Genomic DNA, 15,665 nt, shown 5'->3' with positions numbered 1-15,665 from the left:
CCTCGGGCAGGGACACGGCGTCCATGGGACAATGCAGGCCGTGAAGCCGACCAGACCGCCGCTGGTGCATGGTGCCGAAAGGCCGCACTGGAGGAAGGTCCGGACTGCATAGAGCAGCGTAGCGGGTAACGCCCGTCCACCGCGAGGTGCGGATCAGAGCCACAGAGACGAGTCTTGCCGGGGGTCCCAACGGGGGTGCTCAGCGAGGGGCCGGCGCAAGCCGGCTGGCCGTCGGCGCAAGCCGGCGGCCTCGGGCGCAGCCCGAACCGAGCAGCCGCCCTTGACGGGGCAACCGCCCCGTCAAGGGTGAAACGCGGCAATCTCTACGCGCAGCAACACCAAATAGGCCGGCATTGAAGCGGCTCGCTGAGCCGGCGGGTAGGTGGCATCGAGCCAGGGTGGCAACACCCCGGCCCAGAGGAATGGCGGTCACGGCGGGTCTCGCAAGAGGCGCCGCCGCACAGAATCCGGCCTATCGGTCGACTTCACTTTTTTTCCATGGCATTCACCGGATGAACCCTGAAGCCTCGCGCGTCTGGCGCGGTCCCCGCTGGATGCTGGCGGCGCTGCTGGCCGGCCTGGGCATGCTCGGGCCCTTCTCGATCGACACCTATCTGCCGGCCTTCACCGGCATTGCGCAGAGCCTGGGCGCCACGCCGGTGCAGATGCAGCAGACGCTGTCGGCCTACCTGCTGGGCTTCGCGCTGATGAACCTGTTCCACGGCGCGCTGGCCGACAGCTTCGGCCGGCGGCCGGTGGTGCTGGGCGGGCTGGCGGTGTTCACGCTGGCCTCGCTGGGCTGCGCGCTGTCACTCAACATCGGGCAGCTGGTGCTGTTCCGCGCGCTGCAGGGAATGTCGGCGGGTGCGGGCATGGTGGTCTCGCGGGCCATCATCCGCGACCTCTTCCACCCGGATCAGGCGCAGAAGGTGATGTCGCAGGTCACCATCTACTTCGGCGTGGCGCCGGCGGTGGCGCCGATCATCGGCGGCTGGCTGTACGTGCACCTGGGCTGGCACGCGATCTTCTGGTTCCTGGTGGGCGTCGGCCTGGTGCTGATGGTCACGATGGCGCGCATGCTGCCCGAGTCCTTGCACCCCAGCCAGCGCCAGCCCTTTGAGGCGCGGCCGCTGATGCAGGGCTACTGGCAGATGGTCAGCAACCCGGTCTTCCTGGCGCTGGCCTTTGCGTCGGGCGTGCCGTTCAACGGCATGTTCCTCTATGTGCTGTCGGCGCCGGTGTTCCTGGGCGACATCCTGCACCTGGGCCCGACCGAGTTCTTCTGGTTCTTCCTGCTGACCATCGGCGGCATCATGGGCGGCGCCTGGTGGTCCGGCCGGCTGGCCGGGCGCATCGAGCGCAGCCGGCAGATCCGCCGGGGCTTTCGCATCATGGTCGGCGTGTCGCTGCTGAACGTGGCGATGAATGCGCTGCTGACACCGCATCCGGCCTGGGCACTGCCCTTGATCGCGGTATTCGCTTTCGGCTGGGCGCTGATGGTGCCGGTGGTCACGCTGCTGGTGCTGGACCAGGTGCCCGAGCGCCGCGGCATGGCCAGCTCGCTGCAGGCCTGCCTGGGCAGCGTGGCCAACGCCTTCGTGGCGGGGGTGATCGCGCCGCTGGTGATGCATTCGGCGCTGGCGCTGGCGCTGACCTCGCTGGGGCTGATGGGCATTGGCCTGCTGGCCTGGCACTGGGTGCGGCGCCGCGTGCCGGCCTGAGCGCGTCGCGGCGACAATCACCCCGTACCCGCTGGAGACCCGATGGACGCCGCCGACACCCCCGATCAGACCGATGCCCAGGGTCTGGAGATCTCGCTGCCCGCCGCGCTGGAGCTGTGCCGGCTGGAGCTGGCCACGCTGATCGACATCCGCCAGTCCTTCGAGATCGAGATGAAGGGCGCCATCCCCGGCACCGTGCACATCCCGATGTTCGAGGTGAAGGTCATGCTGGGCGATGCACTCACCGAGGATGAGCAGGACATCCTCGACGCCGGCACGCCCAAGGACATCGACGCCAAGACCTTCTTCACGATGATCAACCAGCTGCACCACGCGCGCGACCACCTGCTGCTGTGCGTGTGCAACAGCGGCCGGCGCAGCCTGGCGGCAGCGCGCCTGCTGCGCTCGCTGGGCTACCCCAAGGCCTTGTCGGTGGCGGGGGGCTTCCAGGCCTGGAAGAAGCTGCAGGCGGCGCCGCCTGCGGCCGCTTGACCCCGGCGGGCGGCCGTCAGCCCTGGCCTTTTGGGGCGCTACCCGCGGGCGGGTGGCGCCGCAGGTGCTCCTCCAGGGCCAGCAGCAGGCTGGTGCGGTGCTGCCGCGCGACCTGCTGCCAGGGCAGGCCGCTGATCGCGCCCTCCAGCGCCCACAGCAGGTTCAGGCTGGCGCGCGGCTGCCGCGCCCGCACCTGGGCGTAGGCCGCCACCGCGCCCAGCCGGCGCAGTTGCTCGGCCGAATCGATCCCTGCCGCGCGCAACCACTCGGCGGAGCGGGGACCCAGACCGGGCAGCTCGGCCAGGCGGTCCGGCTCAGGCATCGGCCTCCGAGCTGGCGGGGTTCAGGCGCTCGAACAGCGCAATGTCCCGGATGTTCTTCTGTACGGCCACCGCACCGAACAGCGCCAGCAGGAAGGCCATCGCGTAGTAGCCCTTCTCGCTGCCGGTCAGCGTCGCATTCCACAGGCCCACCGTCAGTAACAGCAGCGCCAGACCCAGCGCCACCCAGCACAGGCCGTAGTAGATGCCGGTGACCGGGATGGCCTCCAGCCGGTCACGCACCGTCTTCTGCAGCGACACCGCAGCGAACAGCCCGAAGGCCAGCACGGTGAAGTAGTAGCCCTTCTCGTTCAGCGCCATCTGCGCGTTCCACAGACCGGTGACATAGGTCACGGCGCCCACGAAGAGGGCTGCCCAGGAGGCGCCGACGAAGGCGCCGGTCGGACGTTGCGCGGTGAGGGTGTTCATGGTGGTCTCCCTGAGTGGTCATGGTGTGCGCCGGTCGCCCGTGGCACGGGCCGATGATGCCATCGCGACCCCGCGCCGGGCTCAAGTCGGGCGCCGGTGTTCCGATAGAGCGGGTTGACATCCGCACTGGTCGGACAGGAGAACGCCATGCCCCACGCCCCTCGCAGGCTCCGCCTGAGTCTTGCGCTCGCCACCCTTGCCCTGGCCTCGGTGCCCGTCTGGGCCGGCGGTGAGCATGGCCACGCCGAACCTGCGGCCAAGCCCGCCGCCAAGCCCGCGACCGAGCCCAAGGCCGCGAACGGCAAGGAAAGCATCTCGATGGACGAGCTGCGCGAGCGGCTGGCCGCCCGGCTGGGCGCCACCAAATCGCCCGAGGCCAAGAGCAACTACGTGATGCGGGTGACGAACAAGGCCGAGGCGCCGTCGGAGCCGGTGCGCCGCGCGGCACCCAAAGCGGCGGAGCCCGCCGCCGACAGCCATGGCGGCCACGGCGGCGCGGGCGCCGCGGCCCAGCTGCTGCCGCACGCCGCGCACGATCCGCACTGGGCGTACGAGGGCGCGAACGGCCCGCAGTCCTGGGGTTCGCTGAAGCCCGAGTTCGCCACCTGCGCCAGCGGCCAGCGGCAAAGCCCGATCGACATCCGCGACGGCATCCCGCTGGAGCTGCAGCCGATCGAGTTCGCCTACATCCCCACCGGCTTCTCGGTGATCGACAACGGCCACACCGTCCAGGTCAATGTCCCCCAGGGCAACGCGATCAGCGTGCAGGGCAAACGCTTCGAGCTGCTGCAGTTCCACTTCCACCGCCCGTCGGAGGAGCGCATCAACGGCCGCCAGTTCGACATGGTGGTGCACCTGGTCCACAAGGACCTGGACGGCCGCCTGGCGGTGGTGGCGGTGATGCTGGACCGCGGCAGCGCCCACCCGCTGATCCAGGCGGTGTGGAACGCGCTGCCGCTGGAAAAGGGCGTGGCCGAGCCGGCCCCGACCACGCTGGACCTGAACCAGCTGCTGCCCAAGGACCGCCGCTACTACACCTACATGGGCTCGCTGACCACGCCGCCCTGCAGCGAGGGCGTGCTGTGGATGGTGATGAAGGAGCCGGTGCAGCTGAGCCCGCAGCAGATCGGCATCTTCGCGCGCCTGTACCCGATGAACGCCCGGCCGATCCAGAAGACCGCGGGCCGGATGATCAAGGAAGGGCAGTGAGCCGCACCTGAGGCCGCCCGGCGCGGTCGTGGGCTGCCCGGGCCGCTGGGCCGCGCGCTACTGCACCCGCTTGTAGGTGGTGTAGCCCTCGTTGGGCGCGGTGTCCGGGCTGAGCACCAGCACGCCCCAAGGCGGCACGGTCACGCCCAGCAGGCCGGCGACCGGCACCACCGGTGAGGGGCTGCCGGTCAGCAGGTCGCGCAGCGCCGAGAAGTTCATGATCTTCGAGTTGGCCACCAGCACGTGGTCCTCGACCGGCTGGTCGCTGGGATTGGCCAGCACCAGCACGGTGTCGGCGACGCGGTCGGTGTGGCGCTCGAAGGCCAGCAGCCGGGCGCTGGTGATCTCGCGCAATTCACCCACGCGCAGCGCGCGGTGGGCGCGGCGCAGCGCGATCAGCTGCTTCGTCCAGCGCAGTTCAGGGTGCCCGTCGTGGACCAGGTCCCAGGGCATCGGGGCGCGCATTTCCGGGTCGTCACCGCCGGCCAGGCCCAGCTCGCTGCCGTAGTACAGGTTGGGCGCGCCAGGCAGCGCGAACTGCAGCACCTGGGCCAGGCGGCGGGCGGCGGGGTCGGGCAGCGCGGTGGCCAGGCGGATGGTGTCGTGGTTGTCCAGCATCAGCCAGCTGCGCAGCATGTTCTCGATGCCGGCCTCGTCGACCACGCGCTGGATCATCCGCGCCGCCACCGGGCCGGGGATCTGGCCGCGCATCGTGCGCAGCAGCACCTCGCGCACGGTGAAGTTCATCACCGCGTCCAGCGACGGGAACCACTCCTTGGGGTAGTTCCAGGTCTCGCCCACCACCAGCGAGCCTGGCTTTTCCGCGTGGGCCGAGCGGGTCAGGTCTTCCAGCAGGTTGAAGCCGATGTCGTGCGCCACGTCCAGGCGCCAGCCGTCGACGCCATCGCGCAGCGCCTGGCGCACCACCGAGTTCGCGCCGGCATGGATGTGCTCGCGCACCGCCGGGTGTTCCATCACCACCTCGGGCAGGTTCTGGGCGCGGAACCAGGCGCGGGCGCCGCCGGGCAGCGCGTCGTTGAAGTCGAACCAGGCGCGGGTGGGTGCGGCCGGATCGGCCTGGGCCTGCTGGAAGGCCGGGGCGTTGCGGCCCATGTGGTTGAACACGCCGTCGAGCACCAGCTTCATGCCGCGGGCATGCACCGCGTCGGCCAGGGTGCGCAGGTCGTCGCGGGTGCCGAACTCGGGGGACACCGCGGTCCAGTCGAGAGCGTCGTACTTGTGGTTGGTCCAGGCCGCGTGGATCGGGTTCAGGTAGAGCACGTCGGCGCCCAGACCGTGCACGTGGTCCAGGCGGCTGGCGGTGCTGGCCAGGTCGCCGCCCCAGAAATCGATCTCGTGGCTCCAGACCTTGGCGTCCGGCAGGTACTCGCCGGCGCGCGGCTGCTCATGCCAGGCCCGCAGGCGCTTGGGCGCGGGGTAGAGGTGGCGCTTGGTGTCCAGGTCGGCGCTGGGCGCGAAGCGGTCGACCAGCACCTGGTAGACGATGGCGCCGCAGCGCCAGTCGGCCTCGCGGCGCTCGAAAGTGCCGGCCAGGGCCCGGTCGTGTCGGTTGGCGTGGTCCATGGCGGCAGGGTCAGGGCACCCGCTTGTAGCGGTCATAGCCGCCCATCGGCTCGGGGCGGGGCTGCAGCACCAGCACGGTCTGCGGCGGCACCTCCACCTCCAGCAGACCGGCGATCAGCGTGAAGCGCGCCGGCGTGCCGCCGGCGCTGTTCAGGACGTCGACCATCGGCGTGCCGTCCATCAGCCAGGCGTCGGGCACCGGCAGGCGCTCCTTCACCGGCTCGCGGGTGGGGTTGGCCACCACCACGCGGCTGTCCATCGGCCGGTCGGTGTGGCGCAGAAAGGCCAGAAGGCGCTCGCCATCCAGCGCGACGTGGTCGCCGATGCGCAGCGCGCGGTGTTCGCGGCGCAGGGCGGTCAACTGGCGCACCCAGGCCAGCTCGGGGTGGCCGGCCTGCACGCGGTCCCAGCGCATCGGGCCGCGGTTGGCCGGGTCGGGGCCGCCTTCCATGCCCACTTCCACGCCGTAGTACAGGTTGGGCGCACCGGGCAGCGTGAACTGCAGCGCCTGCAGCAGACGGCGCGGCGCCACCTCGGGGAACTCGGTGTGCAGGCGCGGCAGGTCGTGGTTGTCGAGCAGGGTCCAGGAGCGCAGCGTGGGCTCGATCCCCGAACGCTTCACCAGGGCGTCGATGCGCCGGCCGGTGGCGCCGCCGCTGACCTGGCCGCGCGCCAGGTCGAACAGCATCAGGCGCAGCGTGAAGCCCATCACCGCGTCATGCGACTGCAGCCAGCGGTCAGGCCAGTTGACGATCTCGCCCACCACCAGCGAGCCGGGCTTCTCGCGGTGGGCGGCGTCGGTCATCTCGCGCAGGAAGCGCGGGCCCAGCTCATAGGCGGTGTCCAGGCGCCAGCCGTCGGCGCCGTCGCGCAGGTAGCTGCGCACCACCGAATCACGGTCCAGCCACAGGTGGCGGCGCACCGGCAGGTGTTCGAGGTTCAGCTCGGGATGGTTCTGGAAACCCGTCCACACCCGCGCGCCACCGGTGTACTGCGGACCGATCGCGAACCAGTTCCGGTAGGGGCTCTTCGGGTCGGCCAGTGCCTGCTGGAAGATCGGCGCGTTGCGGCCCATGTGGTTGAACACGCCGTCGAGCACCACCTTCAGCCCCAGGCCATGGGCCTGCGCGGCCAGGCGCTTGAAGTCGGCGCGGGTGCCGTACTCGGGCGAGATGGCCTGGTAGTCCAGCGCGTCGTACTTGTGGTTGGTCCAGGCCAGGTGGATGGGGTTCAGGTACAGCACGTCGGCGCCCAGGTCGCGCAGGTGCGACAGGTGGGCGCTGGTGCTGGCCAGGTCGCCGCCCCAGAAGTCCAGCTCGGCCGAATTGACCTTGTACTCGGGGAGCTGCACGCCGGCCGCGGGCACCTCGTCCCAGCCGCGCAGGCGCTTCGGCGCAGGGTACAGGGCTCGCTTGGCCTCGAGGTTGGCGCTGGGCGCGAAGCGGTCGACGATGACCTGGTAGACCACCGCGCCATTGCGCCAGTCGCGCTCGCGCTGGTCATAGGCGCTGGGCCCTGCCAGGGCGGTCAGCGGGCTCAGGGCCGCCAGCAGGGCGGCGGCATGCAAGCAACGTCGGCGTGGGTTCATCTCGGTGCGTAGCCGCTGGCGGCCACGATCGCGGCCGGATCACGCAGCAGGAGCAAGGTGGTCAGGGCCTGGGCACGGTCGGGGGCGCGCGCGACGAAGGCTTCGCACAGCCGTTTGCCCAGCCAGTAGCCCATGTCGGCCGGCTGACCCGCACGCGCCGGGCGGGCGTTGTAGAGCCAGTCGCCGAAGCCGGCACCGCGCGCCACGTCGGCCTGGAACGCCCGCCACAGCTCGGCCTCATGGGCCAGGCCATAGCGCTCGCGGTCGGCCGACGGGCCGCTGGAGGCGCCGCGGGCCTGCTCCATCATGTAGTCGGCGAAGCCTTCCATCAGCGTGGCGTACAGCAGGTTGAAGTCGAGCTTGGCCGGCAGGTGGCGGTGCTGGTGCACATGCGTGATCTCGTGGGCGACGAAGTCCAGCAGCAGGGCGCGCGCGTCCTGGGGCGTGTCCACGCTCTGGCACAGCACCTCCAGGCCGAGGCCCAGGCCCTGCGCCTTGGCCGTGCCACCGGAGTTCATCGCGCCGAAGAGGGCAAAGGCCGGCGCGGCCTCGGCGGGCTGGCCCAGCCGGCGCGCCACCTCGACCATCAGAGCGCCGGCCTCCTGCGCCACGGCGCGGGCGGCCGGCAGGCACAGCGCGATCGCCTTGCGGTAGGCCTGCGGGTGGGCCTGCAGCGCTTGCGCCAGGTTCTGCGCCGACTCGATGCGCCCGGCCGTGAACAGCGCCACGCCGGCACTGCCCGGTGTCAGGTAGGCGCGTTGCAGCGTGTCGGCATCCGGCAGGCGGCCATCGGCCAGCAGCGCCGCAAAGCGCTCGGCGTCGTCGACCTGCAGCGCCTGCGCCGGCGCCGCCCAGGCGCCGACCTGCGCGAGGGCCAGCAGCAGCGCGGCACAGACCGCGCGCTTCATCCCTTGACCCCGCCCGAGGTCAGGCCCGAGACGATCCAGCGCTGGGCCAGCAGGAACACCGCGGTGATCGGCAGGCCCGAAAGCACCGCCGCGGCGGCGAAGTCGCCCCACAGGTACTTCTGATCGTAGAGGTAGTACTTGGAGCCCACCGCCAGCGTGAGATTGGGCTCCTCGCGCAGCAGCACCGAGGCGATCGGGTACTCGATGATCGTGCCGATGAAGGCCAGCACGAAGACCACCACCAGGATCGGCACCGCCATCGGCAGCAGCACGCGCCAGAAGGCCTGCCAGCTGGTGGCGCCGTCGACCTTGGCGCATTCCTCGATCTCGGCCGGCACGGTGTCGAAGTAGCCCTTGATCGTCCAGACGTGCATGCCGATGCCGCCCAGGTAGGCCAGGATCAGGCCGCCGTGGGTCTCCACCCCCAGCCAGGGCACCCAGCGGCCGATCGCGTCGAAGATGGCGTAGACCGCCACCAGCGCCACCGCCACCGGAAACATCTGCAGCAGCAGCAGGCTGTTCATCAGCGGCGCCTTGAAACGGAAGCGCAACCGCGCAAACGCATAGGCCGCGGTGGTGGAGAGCAGCACGATGCCGGCCGACGAGATGAAGGCCACCTTGATCGAGTTCCACAGCCACAGCAGCACCGGGAAGGGCGGCTGCACGACGGTGCCGTCGGGCTGCGTGACGGGGATGCCCAGCGCCAGCTGCCAGTGCTCGAAGCTGATGCGCTCGGGGATCAGCTGGCCGATCGCGAAATTGCCCGGCCGCAGCGAGATGCTGATGATGGCCAGCAGCGGGAACAGCGTGACGGCGATCAGCGCCCACAGCGCCGCATGGGTGGCGATGACACGCCAGCGGTGACTCTTGCCGGTGACGATGGGCATCAGCGTTTTCCTTCCTGCGCCTGGGTGAGCTTCAGGTTCAGCAGCGACAGCACCGCCACCAGCGCGAAGATCACCGTGGAGATGGCCGCCGCCAGGCCGAAGTTGGCGCCGGCGTCGGTGAAGGCGATGCGGTAGGTGTAGCTGACCAGGATGTCGGTGGTGCCGGCCGGCAGCTTGGTGTTGAGGTAGTCGGGCCGGCCATCGGTGAGCAGGCTGATCAGCACGAAGTTGTTGAAGTTGAAGGCGAAGGCGCTGATCAGCAGCGGCGTGAGCGGACGGATGATCAGCGGCAGCGTGATGCGGCGGAAGTTCACCCAGGGGCTGGCGCCGGCGATCGCCGAGGCCTCATACAGGTCCGACGGAATCGCTTTGATCAGGCCGGTGCACAGCACCAGGAAGTACGGGTAGCCCAGCCAGGTGTTGACGATCAGGATCATCGTGCGGGCCAGCGCCGGGTCGGCGAACCACGCCGGCTTGATGCCGAAGAGGTGGTCGAGGATGGCGTTGATCTCGCCGAAGTTCTGGTTGAACAGGCCCTTGAACACCAGGATCGAGATGAAGCCCGGCACCGCATAGGGCAGGAACAGCAGCGTGCGGTAGAGCGTGCGGTACTTCAGCGCCTCCCAGTTCAGCACCACCGCCAGCGTGCCGCCGATGGCCGCCGAGAACAGCACCGTCAGGCCGGCAAAGGCCACGGTCCAGACGAAGATCGAGCCGAAGGGACCGCGCATGTCCGGATCGCCGAACAGGCGCTGGTAGTTGCCCCAGCCGACGTTGACCTGGAAGCCCGGTTGCAGGCGCGTGCCGTCGGGCGCGGTGAAGAAGCCGCTGTCGCGGTCAGGCGTGTAGCGCGTGCCGCTGCCGGTCTGGGTCAGCGCGCCGTTCTCGGCGGCCGTCCACAATGGCGTGAAGGGGGCGAACTCGCGCAGGCCGGCATAGGCCAGCACGGCGCCCTCGGGCAGGGCCACCTTCAGCGGCCGCAGGCGCTCACGCACGGCGATCAGCGCCCGCAGGTCCAGGGCCGTGCCCACCTCGCCGGCCAGCGGCTGCAGGGGCAGCGGCGCCGCAGGCACCTGGTCCGGCACGGTGGCCGCCAGACGGGCGCCATCGCGGGTGGTGAACACCAGACGCACCTGGCCGTCGGCGTCGCGGTGCGCGGTGTAGGGCAGGGCGCGCTCCATGGCCACCTCGGCCTGCTCCAGCAGGTAGGCGCGGGCGCGCTCCTCGGTGAGCAGGTTGTTCGACGAGTAGTTGGTGAAGCCGATCTGTACCGTGTAGAGCAGCGGGAAGGCGATGAAGACGACCATCGCCACCACGCCCGGGTACAGGTAGCGCCAGGCCAGCGAGCGGCCCAGGCCGTAGGTGGCAATTGCCGAGCTGCCCAGCACCAGCACGGCCACCGCCCACAGCGGGTTGCCGGCGCGCATCATGCCGGTGACCAGCCACAGCAGGGTCAACTCGGCCAGCACGCTGGCGGCCAGTGTCCAGCGACGGGGCGTCATTTGGCCTGCATCCGGGCTGCGGCGCCGTCCAGCGCCTCCTTCGGGGACTGGCGGCCCTGGGTGATGGCTTCCAGGGCGGCGTCCATCGCCGGCCAGAAGCGGCCGGTCTCCGGGATGTTGGGCAGTGGCTCGCCGGCGCGGGCGTTGGCCATGGTGGCGGCGATCTTCACGTCACCCGCCAGCTCCGCGTAGTAGGCCTTGTTGGCGGGCGTGCCCAGCGGCACGTCGGCCGAGATGGTCTTCAGGCTGTCGACGCGCAGCAGGTGCTCCTCGATGAACAGGCGCGCGATGTCCTTGTTCGGGCTGGGCGCCGCGATCATGCAGCCCAGCACGCCAGCGAAAGGCTTGCTGGGCTGGCCCGGCACCACCGCGGGCAGCGGCGCCACGCCGATCTCGATGCCGGCCTTGCGCGCGTTGTCCCAGGCCCAGGGGCCGGTGATCATCATCGCCACCTTGCCCTGCGCGAAGCCGGCTTCCATCTCGGAGTAGCGCGCACCACGCGGCATGTGGCCGCCCTCGATCAGGCGCGCCAGCGCCTGGGCGCCGCGCACCGCGCCGGGGGTGTTGACGCCGATCTGCGCGGGGTCGAGTTCACCCTGCGCATTGCGGCCGAAGACAAAGCCGCCAGCGCCGGCCAGCAGCGGCCAGGTGAAGAAGCTCTTGTTGTAGTCCCACAGCAGCGCATGCCGGCCCTGGGTTTGCAGCTGGCGGTCCAGCGCGATCAGCTCGTCCACCGTGGCCGGCGGCGTCTTCACCAGCGCCTTGTTGTAGACCAGGCCGATCGCCTCGATCGCCAGCGGGTAGCCCCAGGTCTTGCCGCGGTAGACGAAGGCCTTCCAGGCGAAGTCGTCGATGCCCTCGCGAACCGCCGGCGACGGGTGCACCGGCACGATCAGGCCCGAGCGCGCCCATTCGCCGGCGCGGTCATGCGGCCAGCAGAAGATGTCCGGGCCCTTGCCGGCGGCGGCGGCGGCCTGGAACTTGTCGGGTGCGCCTTCCGGGTGCTGTACCACCACCGGCACGCCCGAGACCGCGGTGAAGGCGTCGCCCACCTGCTGCAGGCCGTTGTAGCCCTTGTCGCCATTGATCCAGACCAGCAGGCGCGGCGGCGCGGCCAGCGCGCCCGCGCAGGCAGCCAGCCACAGCGCCGCGAGGCCGCGGCGCGCGAGCGCGGCACGCTGCTTCATGCCGCCTGACGCAGGTCCTGGGCGGCGTGGCGACGGAAAGCCAGGCCCTGGGCGTCGAACAGGTGGCAGGCACCTGCGGGCACGCCCAGCATCAGCGGCTCGCCGCTCTTCAGGCGCAGGGCGCCGTCGAGTTCGCAGGTCAGCGTCACCTCGGTGCCCGGCAGGCTGCCGTAGGCGAAGGTCGCGCTGCCCAGCTGCTCGACGAAGGTGACCTGGGCCTGCAGGCGGTTGTCGGCATGGCCCACCACGAAATGCTCGGGGCGGATGCCCAGCGTCACCGCATCACCCACCTGGGCGCGGGCGGCATCCACCTCGCAGCGCACCGTCTCGCCGGTGCCCAGGCGCACCACCGCGTCGGCGCCGCTGGCGCTGACGATCGTGCCGGGCAGGAAGTTCATCGCCGGTGAGCCGATGAAGCCGGCGACGAACAGGTTGTCGGGGTGCTCGTAGAGCGCCAGCGGTGAGCCCACCTGCTCGATCTTGCCCGCCGACAGCACCACGATGCGGTCGGCCAGCGTCATCGCCTCGACCTGGTCGTGGGTGACGTAGATCATCGTGGTCTTCAGGTCCTCGTGCAGCTTGGCGAACTCGTAGCGCATCTTCACGCGCAGCGCGGTGTCGAGGTTGGACAGCGGCTCGTCGAACAGGAAGACCTCGGGCTTGCGCACGATGGCGCGGCCGATGGCCACGCGCTGGCGCTGGCCGCCCGACAGGTCCTTGGGCTTGCGGTGCAGCAGGTGGTCGATGTTGAGGATCTTGGCGGCCGAGTGCACCGCGCGGTCGATCTCGTCCTTGGGCACCTTGGCGAGCTTCAGGCCGAAGGCCATGTTCTCGTAGAGGTCCATGTGCGGGTAGAGCGCGTAGCTCTGGAACACCATGGCCACGCCGCGCTCGGCGGGTGGCACGTCATTGACCACGCGGCCGCCGATGCTGAGTTCGCCGCCGGTGATGTCCTCCAGCCCGGCGATCGAGCGCAGCAGCGTGGACTTGCCGCAGCCCGAGGGGCCGACGAAGACCATGAACTCGCCGTCGCGCACCTGCAGGTTGATGTCCTTGAGCACCACGGCCTCGCCATAGGCCTTCTGCACATTGACGAGCTTGACTTCTGCCATGTCGGTCTCCGGGGGATCTGCGACCGGGCTGGGCCGGTCAGGATGTAGCGAATATACATTGCCAGTCGTCCCCATCGATCGGCTTCCATGCCGGGGTTTTCCCGGTCATGTACCTATGTAAGAGGGCCTTGTATTGCGCTGTTTTGGCGACAAGGAATGTAGTCAAACTACACAAACGGGCGGAAATTGGTGATACTTGGCTCCATCGCGCCGATGGCGGCCGCACCGCGGTCCTGGCGCCATCCCTGCCTGGAGGATCGTGATGACCACTGCCACCCGTCCCGCCACCCGCGCCGCTGGGCGCACCGCGCCGCAGCGCTCCGAACTGCCTGCGCTGGCCCGCCGCGCGCTGGCGCAGCGCAGCGACGCGCCCGCGGGCGATGCCTGCTGGACCGCGCTGGCCAGTGCCGCCCGCGAACTGCTGGCCGAGCGCTGGGCCGCCACCCAGCGTGCCGATACCCGCCGCGGCCGCACCCGCCGGGTGCACTACCTGTCGATGGAGTTCCTCATGGGGCGCGCGCTGGGCAATGCGCTGCAGGCGCTGGACCTGCAGGACGCCGCCCAGGCGGCCCTGCCCGAGGGCGCGCCGCCGCTGGGCGAGGTGCTTGAGCATGAGCCCGACGCCGCGCTGGGCAACGGCGGCCTGGGCCGCCTGGCCGCGTGTTTCCTGGACAGCTTCGCCACGCTGGGCCTGCCGTCCTTCGGCTATGGCCTGCGCTACCGCCACGGCATGTTCGCCCAGGCCATCCAGGACGGCCGCCAGATCGAGCGCCCCGACACCTGGCTCGAGGCGGGCAGCCCCTGGGAGCTGCCGCGTCCCGAGCTGCGCTACACCGTGGGCTTCGGCGGCCATGTGCGCTTCGAGGGCGGCCAGCACCGCTGGGAGCCGGCCGAGACGGTGGCGGCGCAGGCGATCGACTTCATCGTGCCGGGCCATGGCACCGAGCGCGTCAGCACCCTGCGCCAGTGGCAGGCCGAGGCCGCGCAGCCGATCGACCTGACCGCCTTCAGCCGCGGCGACCACGCCCAGGCCGGCCAGCAGCGTCTGGCCGCCGAGCGCCTGAACTGGGTGCTGTACCCCGATGACAGCACGCCTGCCGGCCGCGAGCTGCGGCTGCGCCAGGAGTTCCTGCTGGTCAGCGCCTCGCTGCAGGACCTGCTGGCGCGCCATCTGCGCGAAGGCGGCGACATCCACCAGGTCGGCCGCGCCAATGTGGTGCACCTGAACGACACCCACCCCGCGCTCGCGCCGCTGGAGCTGATGCGCCTGCTGCTTGACGAGCACGGCCTGGACTGGGACGCCGCCTGGCAGGCCACCCACCAGGCCACCAGCTACACCAACCACACCCTGATGCCCGAGGCGCTGGAGACCTGGCCGCTGGATCTGGTCGAGCGCCTGCTGCCGCGTCACCTGGCGATCGCCTACGAGATCAACCACCGCTTCCTGGACGAGGTGCGCGCGCGCTTCCCCGGCGACGAGGCGCGCGTCGCGCGCATGTCGCTGTTCGACGAAGGCCAGTCCCACCACGGTGGCGAGCGCCGGCTGCGCATGGCGGCGCTGGCGGTGGTGGCCTCGCACAAGGTCAATGGGGTCTCGGCACTGCACTCGCAGCTGATGGTCGACACGCTGTTCGCCGACTATGCGCAGCTGTGGCCCGAGCGCTTCCTCAACGTGACCAATGGCGTGACGCCGCGGCGCTGGCTGGTGCAGGCCAACCCCGGCCTGGCCGGGCTGCTGGACAAGCACATCGGAGCCGAATGGCGCCAGGACCTGTCGGCGCTGGGCGCGCTGCGCGCCAAGGCCGGCGGCAAGCGCATCGGCGCCGAGTTCCTGCGCGTCAAGCGTGCCGCCAAGGCGCGCCTGGCGGCGCATATCCGCGAGGAGCTGGGCCTGGTGGTGCGCGAGGACGCGCTGTTCGACGTCCAGGTCAAGCGCATCCACGAGTACAAGCGCCAGTTGCTGAACCTGCTGCAGGTGATCGCGCGCTACCAGGCCATCGTCGCCGACCCCGGCGCCGACTGGGTGCCGCGGGTGGTGGTGTTCGCCGGCAAGGCGGCCTCGGCCTACCGTGCCGCCAAGGGCGTGATCGCGCTGATCCACGACGTGGCGCGGGTGGTCAACACCGACCCGCGCGTGGGCGACCGGCTCAAGCTGGTCTTCCTGCCCAACTACAGCGTCAGCCTGGCCGAGTTGATCATCCCGGCGGCCGACCTGTCCGAGCAGATCAGCACCGCCGGCACCGAGGCCAGCGGCACCGGCAACATGAAGTTCGCGCTCAATGGGGCGCTGACCGTGGGCACCTGGGACGGCGCCGACATCGAGATGGCCGAGGCGATGGGCGTCGACGAAATGTTCGTCTTCGGCCTGCGCGCCGACGAGGCGGCCCGCATCAAGGCGCTGGGCTACGACCCGCGCCTGTACATCGAGGGCAGCCGTGTGCTGCAGCAGGTGATCGACGCCATCGCCCATGGCAGCTTTGCGCATGGCGACCCGCAGCGCCACCGCGAGCTGCTGCAGCCGCTGCTGCAGCATGACCCCTACCTGCTGATGGCCGATTTCGACAGCTACCTGCAGGCCCAGGCGCGCGTCGATGCGCTGTGGCGCGACCCGGCGGCCTGGGCCGCCAGCGCCCTGCGCAACATCGCCGGCATGGGGGGGTTCAGCAGCGACCGTACCATCGGCGACTATCTGCGCGAGGTCTGGGCTCCCCCGGCCCGCTGAGGAC

General features: G+C 70.5%; 13 protein-coding genes and 1 other RNA gene. 5 read left to right on the top strand and 9 right to left on the bottom strand.

The features are described from left to right. Positions 1 to 42 precede the first annotated feature (42 nt). From rnpB to KAK03_RS15270, 3 genes are all read left to right on the top strand, one after another. An RNA gene (gene rnpB / locus KAK03_RS15280) (RNase P RNA component class A) lies at positions 43 to 491 on the top strand. 21 nt (positions 492 to 512) lie between these two features. Beyond that, complete coding sequence (locus KAK03_RS15275) at positions 513 to 1,721, top strand: multidrug effflux MFS transporter (RefSeq protein WP_210854900.1); 1,209 nt, start codon at positions 513 to 515, stop codon at positions 1,719 to 1,721. A 42-nt stretch (positions 1,722 to 1,763) separates the two neighbouring features. Continuing rightward, positions 1,764 to 2,213 (top strand): rhodanese-like domain-containing protein, encoded by a 450-nt coding sequence (locus KAK03_RS15270; protein WP_210854898.1) that lies wholly within the window; start codon positions 1,764 to 1,766, stop codon positions 2,211 to 2,213. 16 nt (positions 2,214 to 2,229) lie between these two features. Here KAK03_RS15270 and KAK03_RS15265 read toward each other — a convergent pair whose 3' ends face one another. Together KAK03_RS15265 and yiaA are read right to left on the bottom strand one after the other, a co-directional pair. Further along, positions 2,230 to 2,535 (bottom strand): TfoX/Sxy family protein, encoded by a 306-nt coding sequence (locus KAK03_RS15265; RefSeq protein WP_210854896.1) that lies wholly within the window; start codon positions 2,533 to 2,535, stop codon positions 2,230 to 2,232. Continuing rightward, positions 2,528 to 2,962 (bottom strand): inner membrane protein YiaA, encoded by a 435-nt coding sequence (gene yiaA / locus KAK03_RS15260; RefSeq protein WP_210854894.1) that lies wholly within the window; start codon positions 2,960 to 2,962, stop codon positions 2,528 to 2,530. The genes KAK03_RS15265 and yiaA overlap by 8 nt, the downstream gene beginning before the upstream one ends. Positions 2,963 to 3,109: 147 nt before the next feature. Here yiaA and KAK03_RS15255 point away from each other — a divergent pair, with 147 nt between their 5' ends. Continuing rightward, positions 3,110 to 4,171 carry a carbonic anhydrase gene (locus KAK03_RS15255; protein WP_210854892.1) on the top strand — a complete coding sequence of 354 codons (1,062 nt, stop codon included), beginning with the start codon at positions 3,110 to 3,112 and terminating at the stop codon, positions 4,169 to 4,171. 57 nt (positions 4,172 to 4,228) lie between these two features. Here the strand turns inward: KAK03_RS15255 and KAK03_RS15250 are convergent, their stop codons facing one another. Genes KAK03_RS15250 through KAK03_RS15220 form a run of 7 tightly spaced genes read right to left on the bottom strand, consistent with a single transcriptional unit; the run spans position 4,229 to position 12,939 of the window. Further along, entirely contained in the window at positions 4,229 to 5,755 is a 1,527-nt protein-coding gene (locus KAK03_RS15250; RefSeq protein WP_210854890.1) for an alpha-amylase family glycosyl hydrolase, read from the bottom strand. A 10-nt stretch (positions 5,756 to 5,765) separates the two neighbouring features. Then, on the bottom strand, positions 5,766 to 7,322 hold the full coding sequence (locus tag KAK03_RS15245; protein ID WP_210854887.1) for an alpha-amylase family glycosyl hydrolase: 1,557 nt from the start codon (positions 7,320 to 7,322) through the stop codon (positions 5,766 to 5,768). A 17-nt stretch (positions 7,323 to 7,339) separates the two neighbouring features. Then, positions 7,340 to 8,251, bottom strand: a complete 912-nt coding sequence (locus KAK03_RS15240) for a DUF2268 domain-containing putative Zn-dependent protease (RefSeq protein ID WP_210854885.1) — start codon at positions 8,249 to 8,251, stop codon at positions 7,340 to 7,342. Then, positions 8,248 to 9,138, bottom strand: coding sequence for a maltose ABC transporter permease MalG (gene malG / locus KAK03_RS15235; RefSeq protein ID WP_210854883.1), 891 nt, complete (start codon positions 9,136 to 9,138; stop codon positions 8,248 to 8,250). The genes KAK03_RS15240 and malG overlap by 4 nt, the downstream gene beginning before the upstream one ends. Next, the gene (malF, locus tag KAK03_RS15230; protein ID WP_210854881.1) at positions 9,138 to 10,640 is read right to left on the bottom strand and encodes a maltose ABC transporter permease MalF; all 1,503 of its coding nucleotides are present in this window, start codon (positions 10,638 to 10,640) and stop codon (positions 9,138 to 9,140) included. Before malF ends, malG begins: the two co-directional genes overlap by 1 nt. Further along, positions 10,637 to 11,827, bottom strand: a complete 1,191-nt coding sequence (gene malE, locus KAK03_RS15225) for a maltose/maltodextrin ABC transporter substrate-binding protein MalE (RefSeq protein ID WP_210854879.1) — start codon at positions 11,825 to 11,827, stop codon at positions 10,637 to 10,639. The genes malF and malE overlap by 4 nt, the downstream gene beginning before the upstream one ends. Further along, on the bottom strand, positions 11,824 to 12,939 hold the full coding sequence (locus KAK03_RS15220) for an ABC transporter ATP-binding protein (RefSeq protein ID WP_210854877.1): 1,116 nt from the start codon (positions 12,937 to 12,939) through the stop codon (positions 11,824 to 11,826). Before KAK03_RS15220 ends, malE begins: the two co-directional genes overlap by 4 nt. 262 nt (positions 12,940 to 13,201) lie before the next feature. On the opposite strand from KAK03_RS15220, the gene KAK03_RS15215 reads away from it, so the two are divergent. After that, positions 13,202 to 15,661, top strand: coding sequence for a glycogen/starch/alpha-glucan phosphorylase (locus KAK03_RS15215; protein ID WP_210854875.1), 2,460 nt, complete (start codon positions 13,202 to 13,204; stop codon positions 15,659 to 15,661). Positions 15,662 to 15,665: the final 4 nt, after the last annotated feature.

Origin of the sequence: Ideonella alba (assembly GCF_018069845.1) — a bacterium.
GTDB classification, from domain to species: domain Bacteria; phylum Pseudomonadota; class Gammaproteobacteria; order Burkholderiales; family Burkholderiaceae_C; genus Ideonella; species Ideonella alba.
This window is presented reverse-complemented; position numbering and strand designations above follow the sequence as displayed.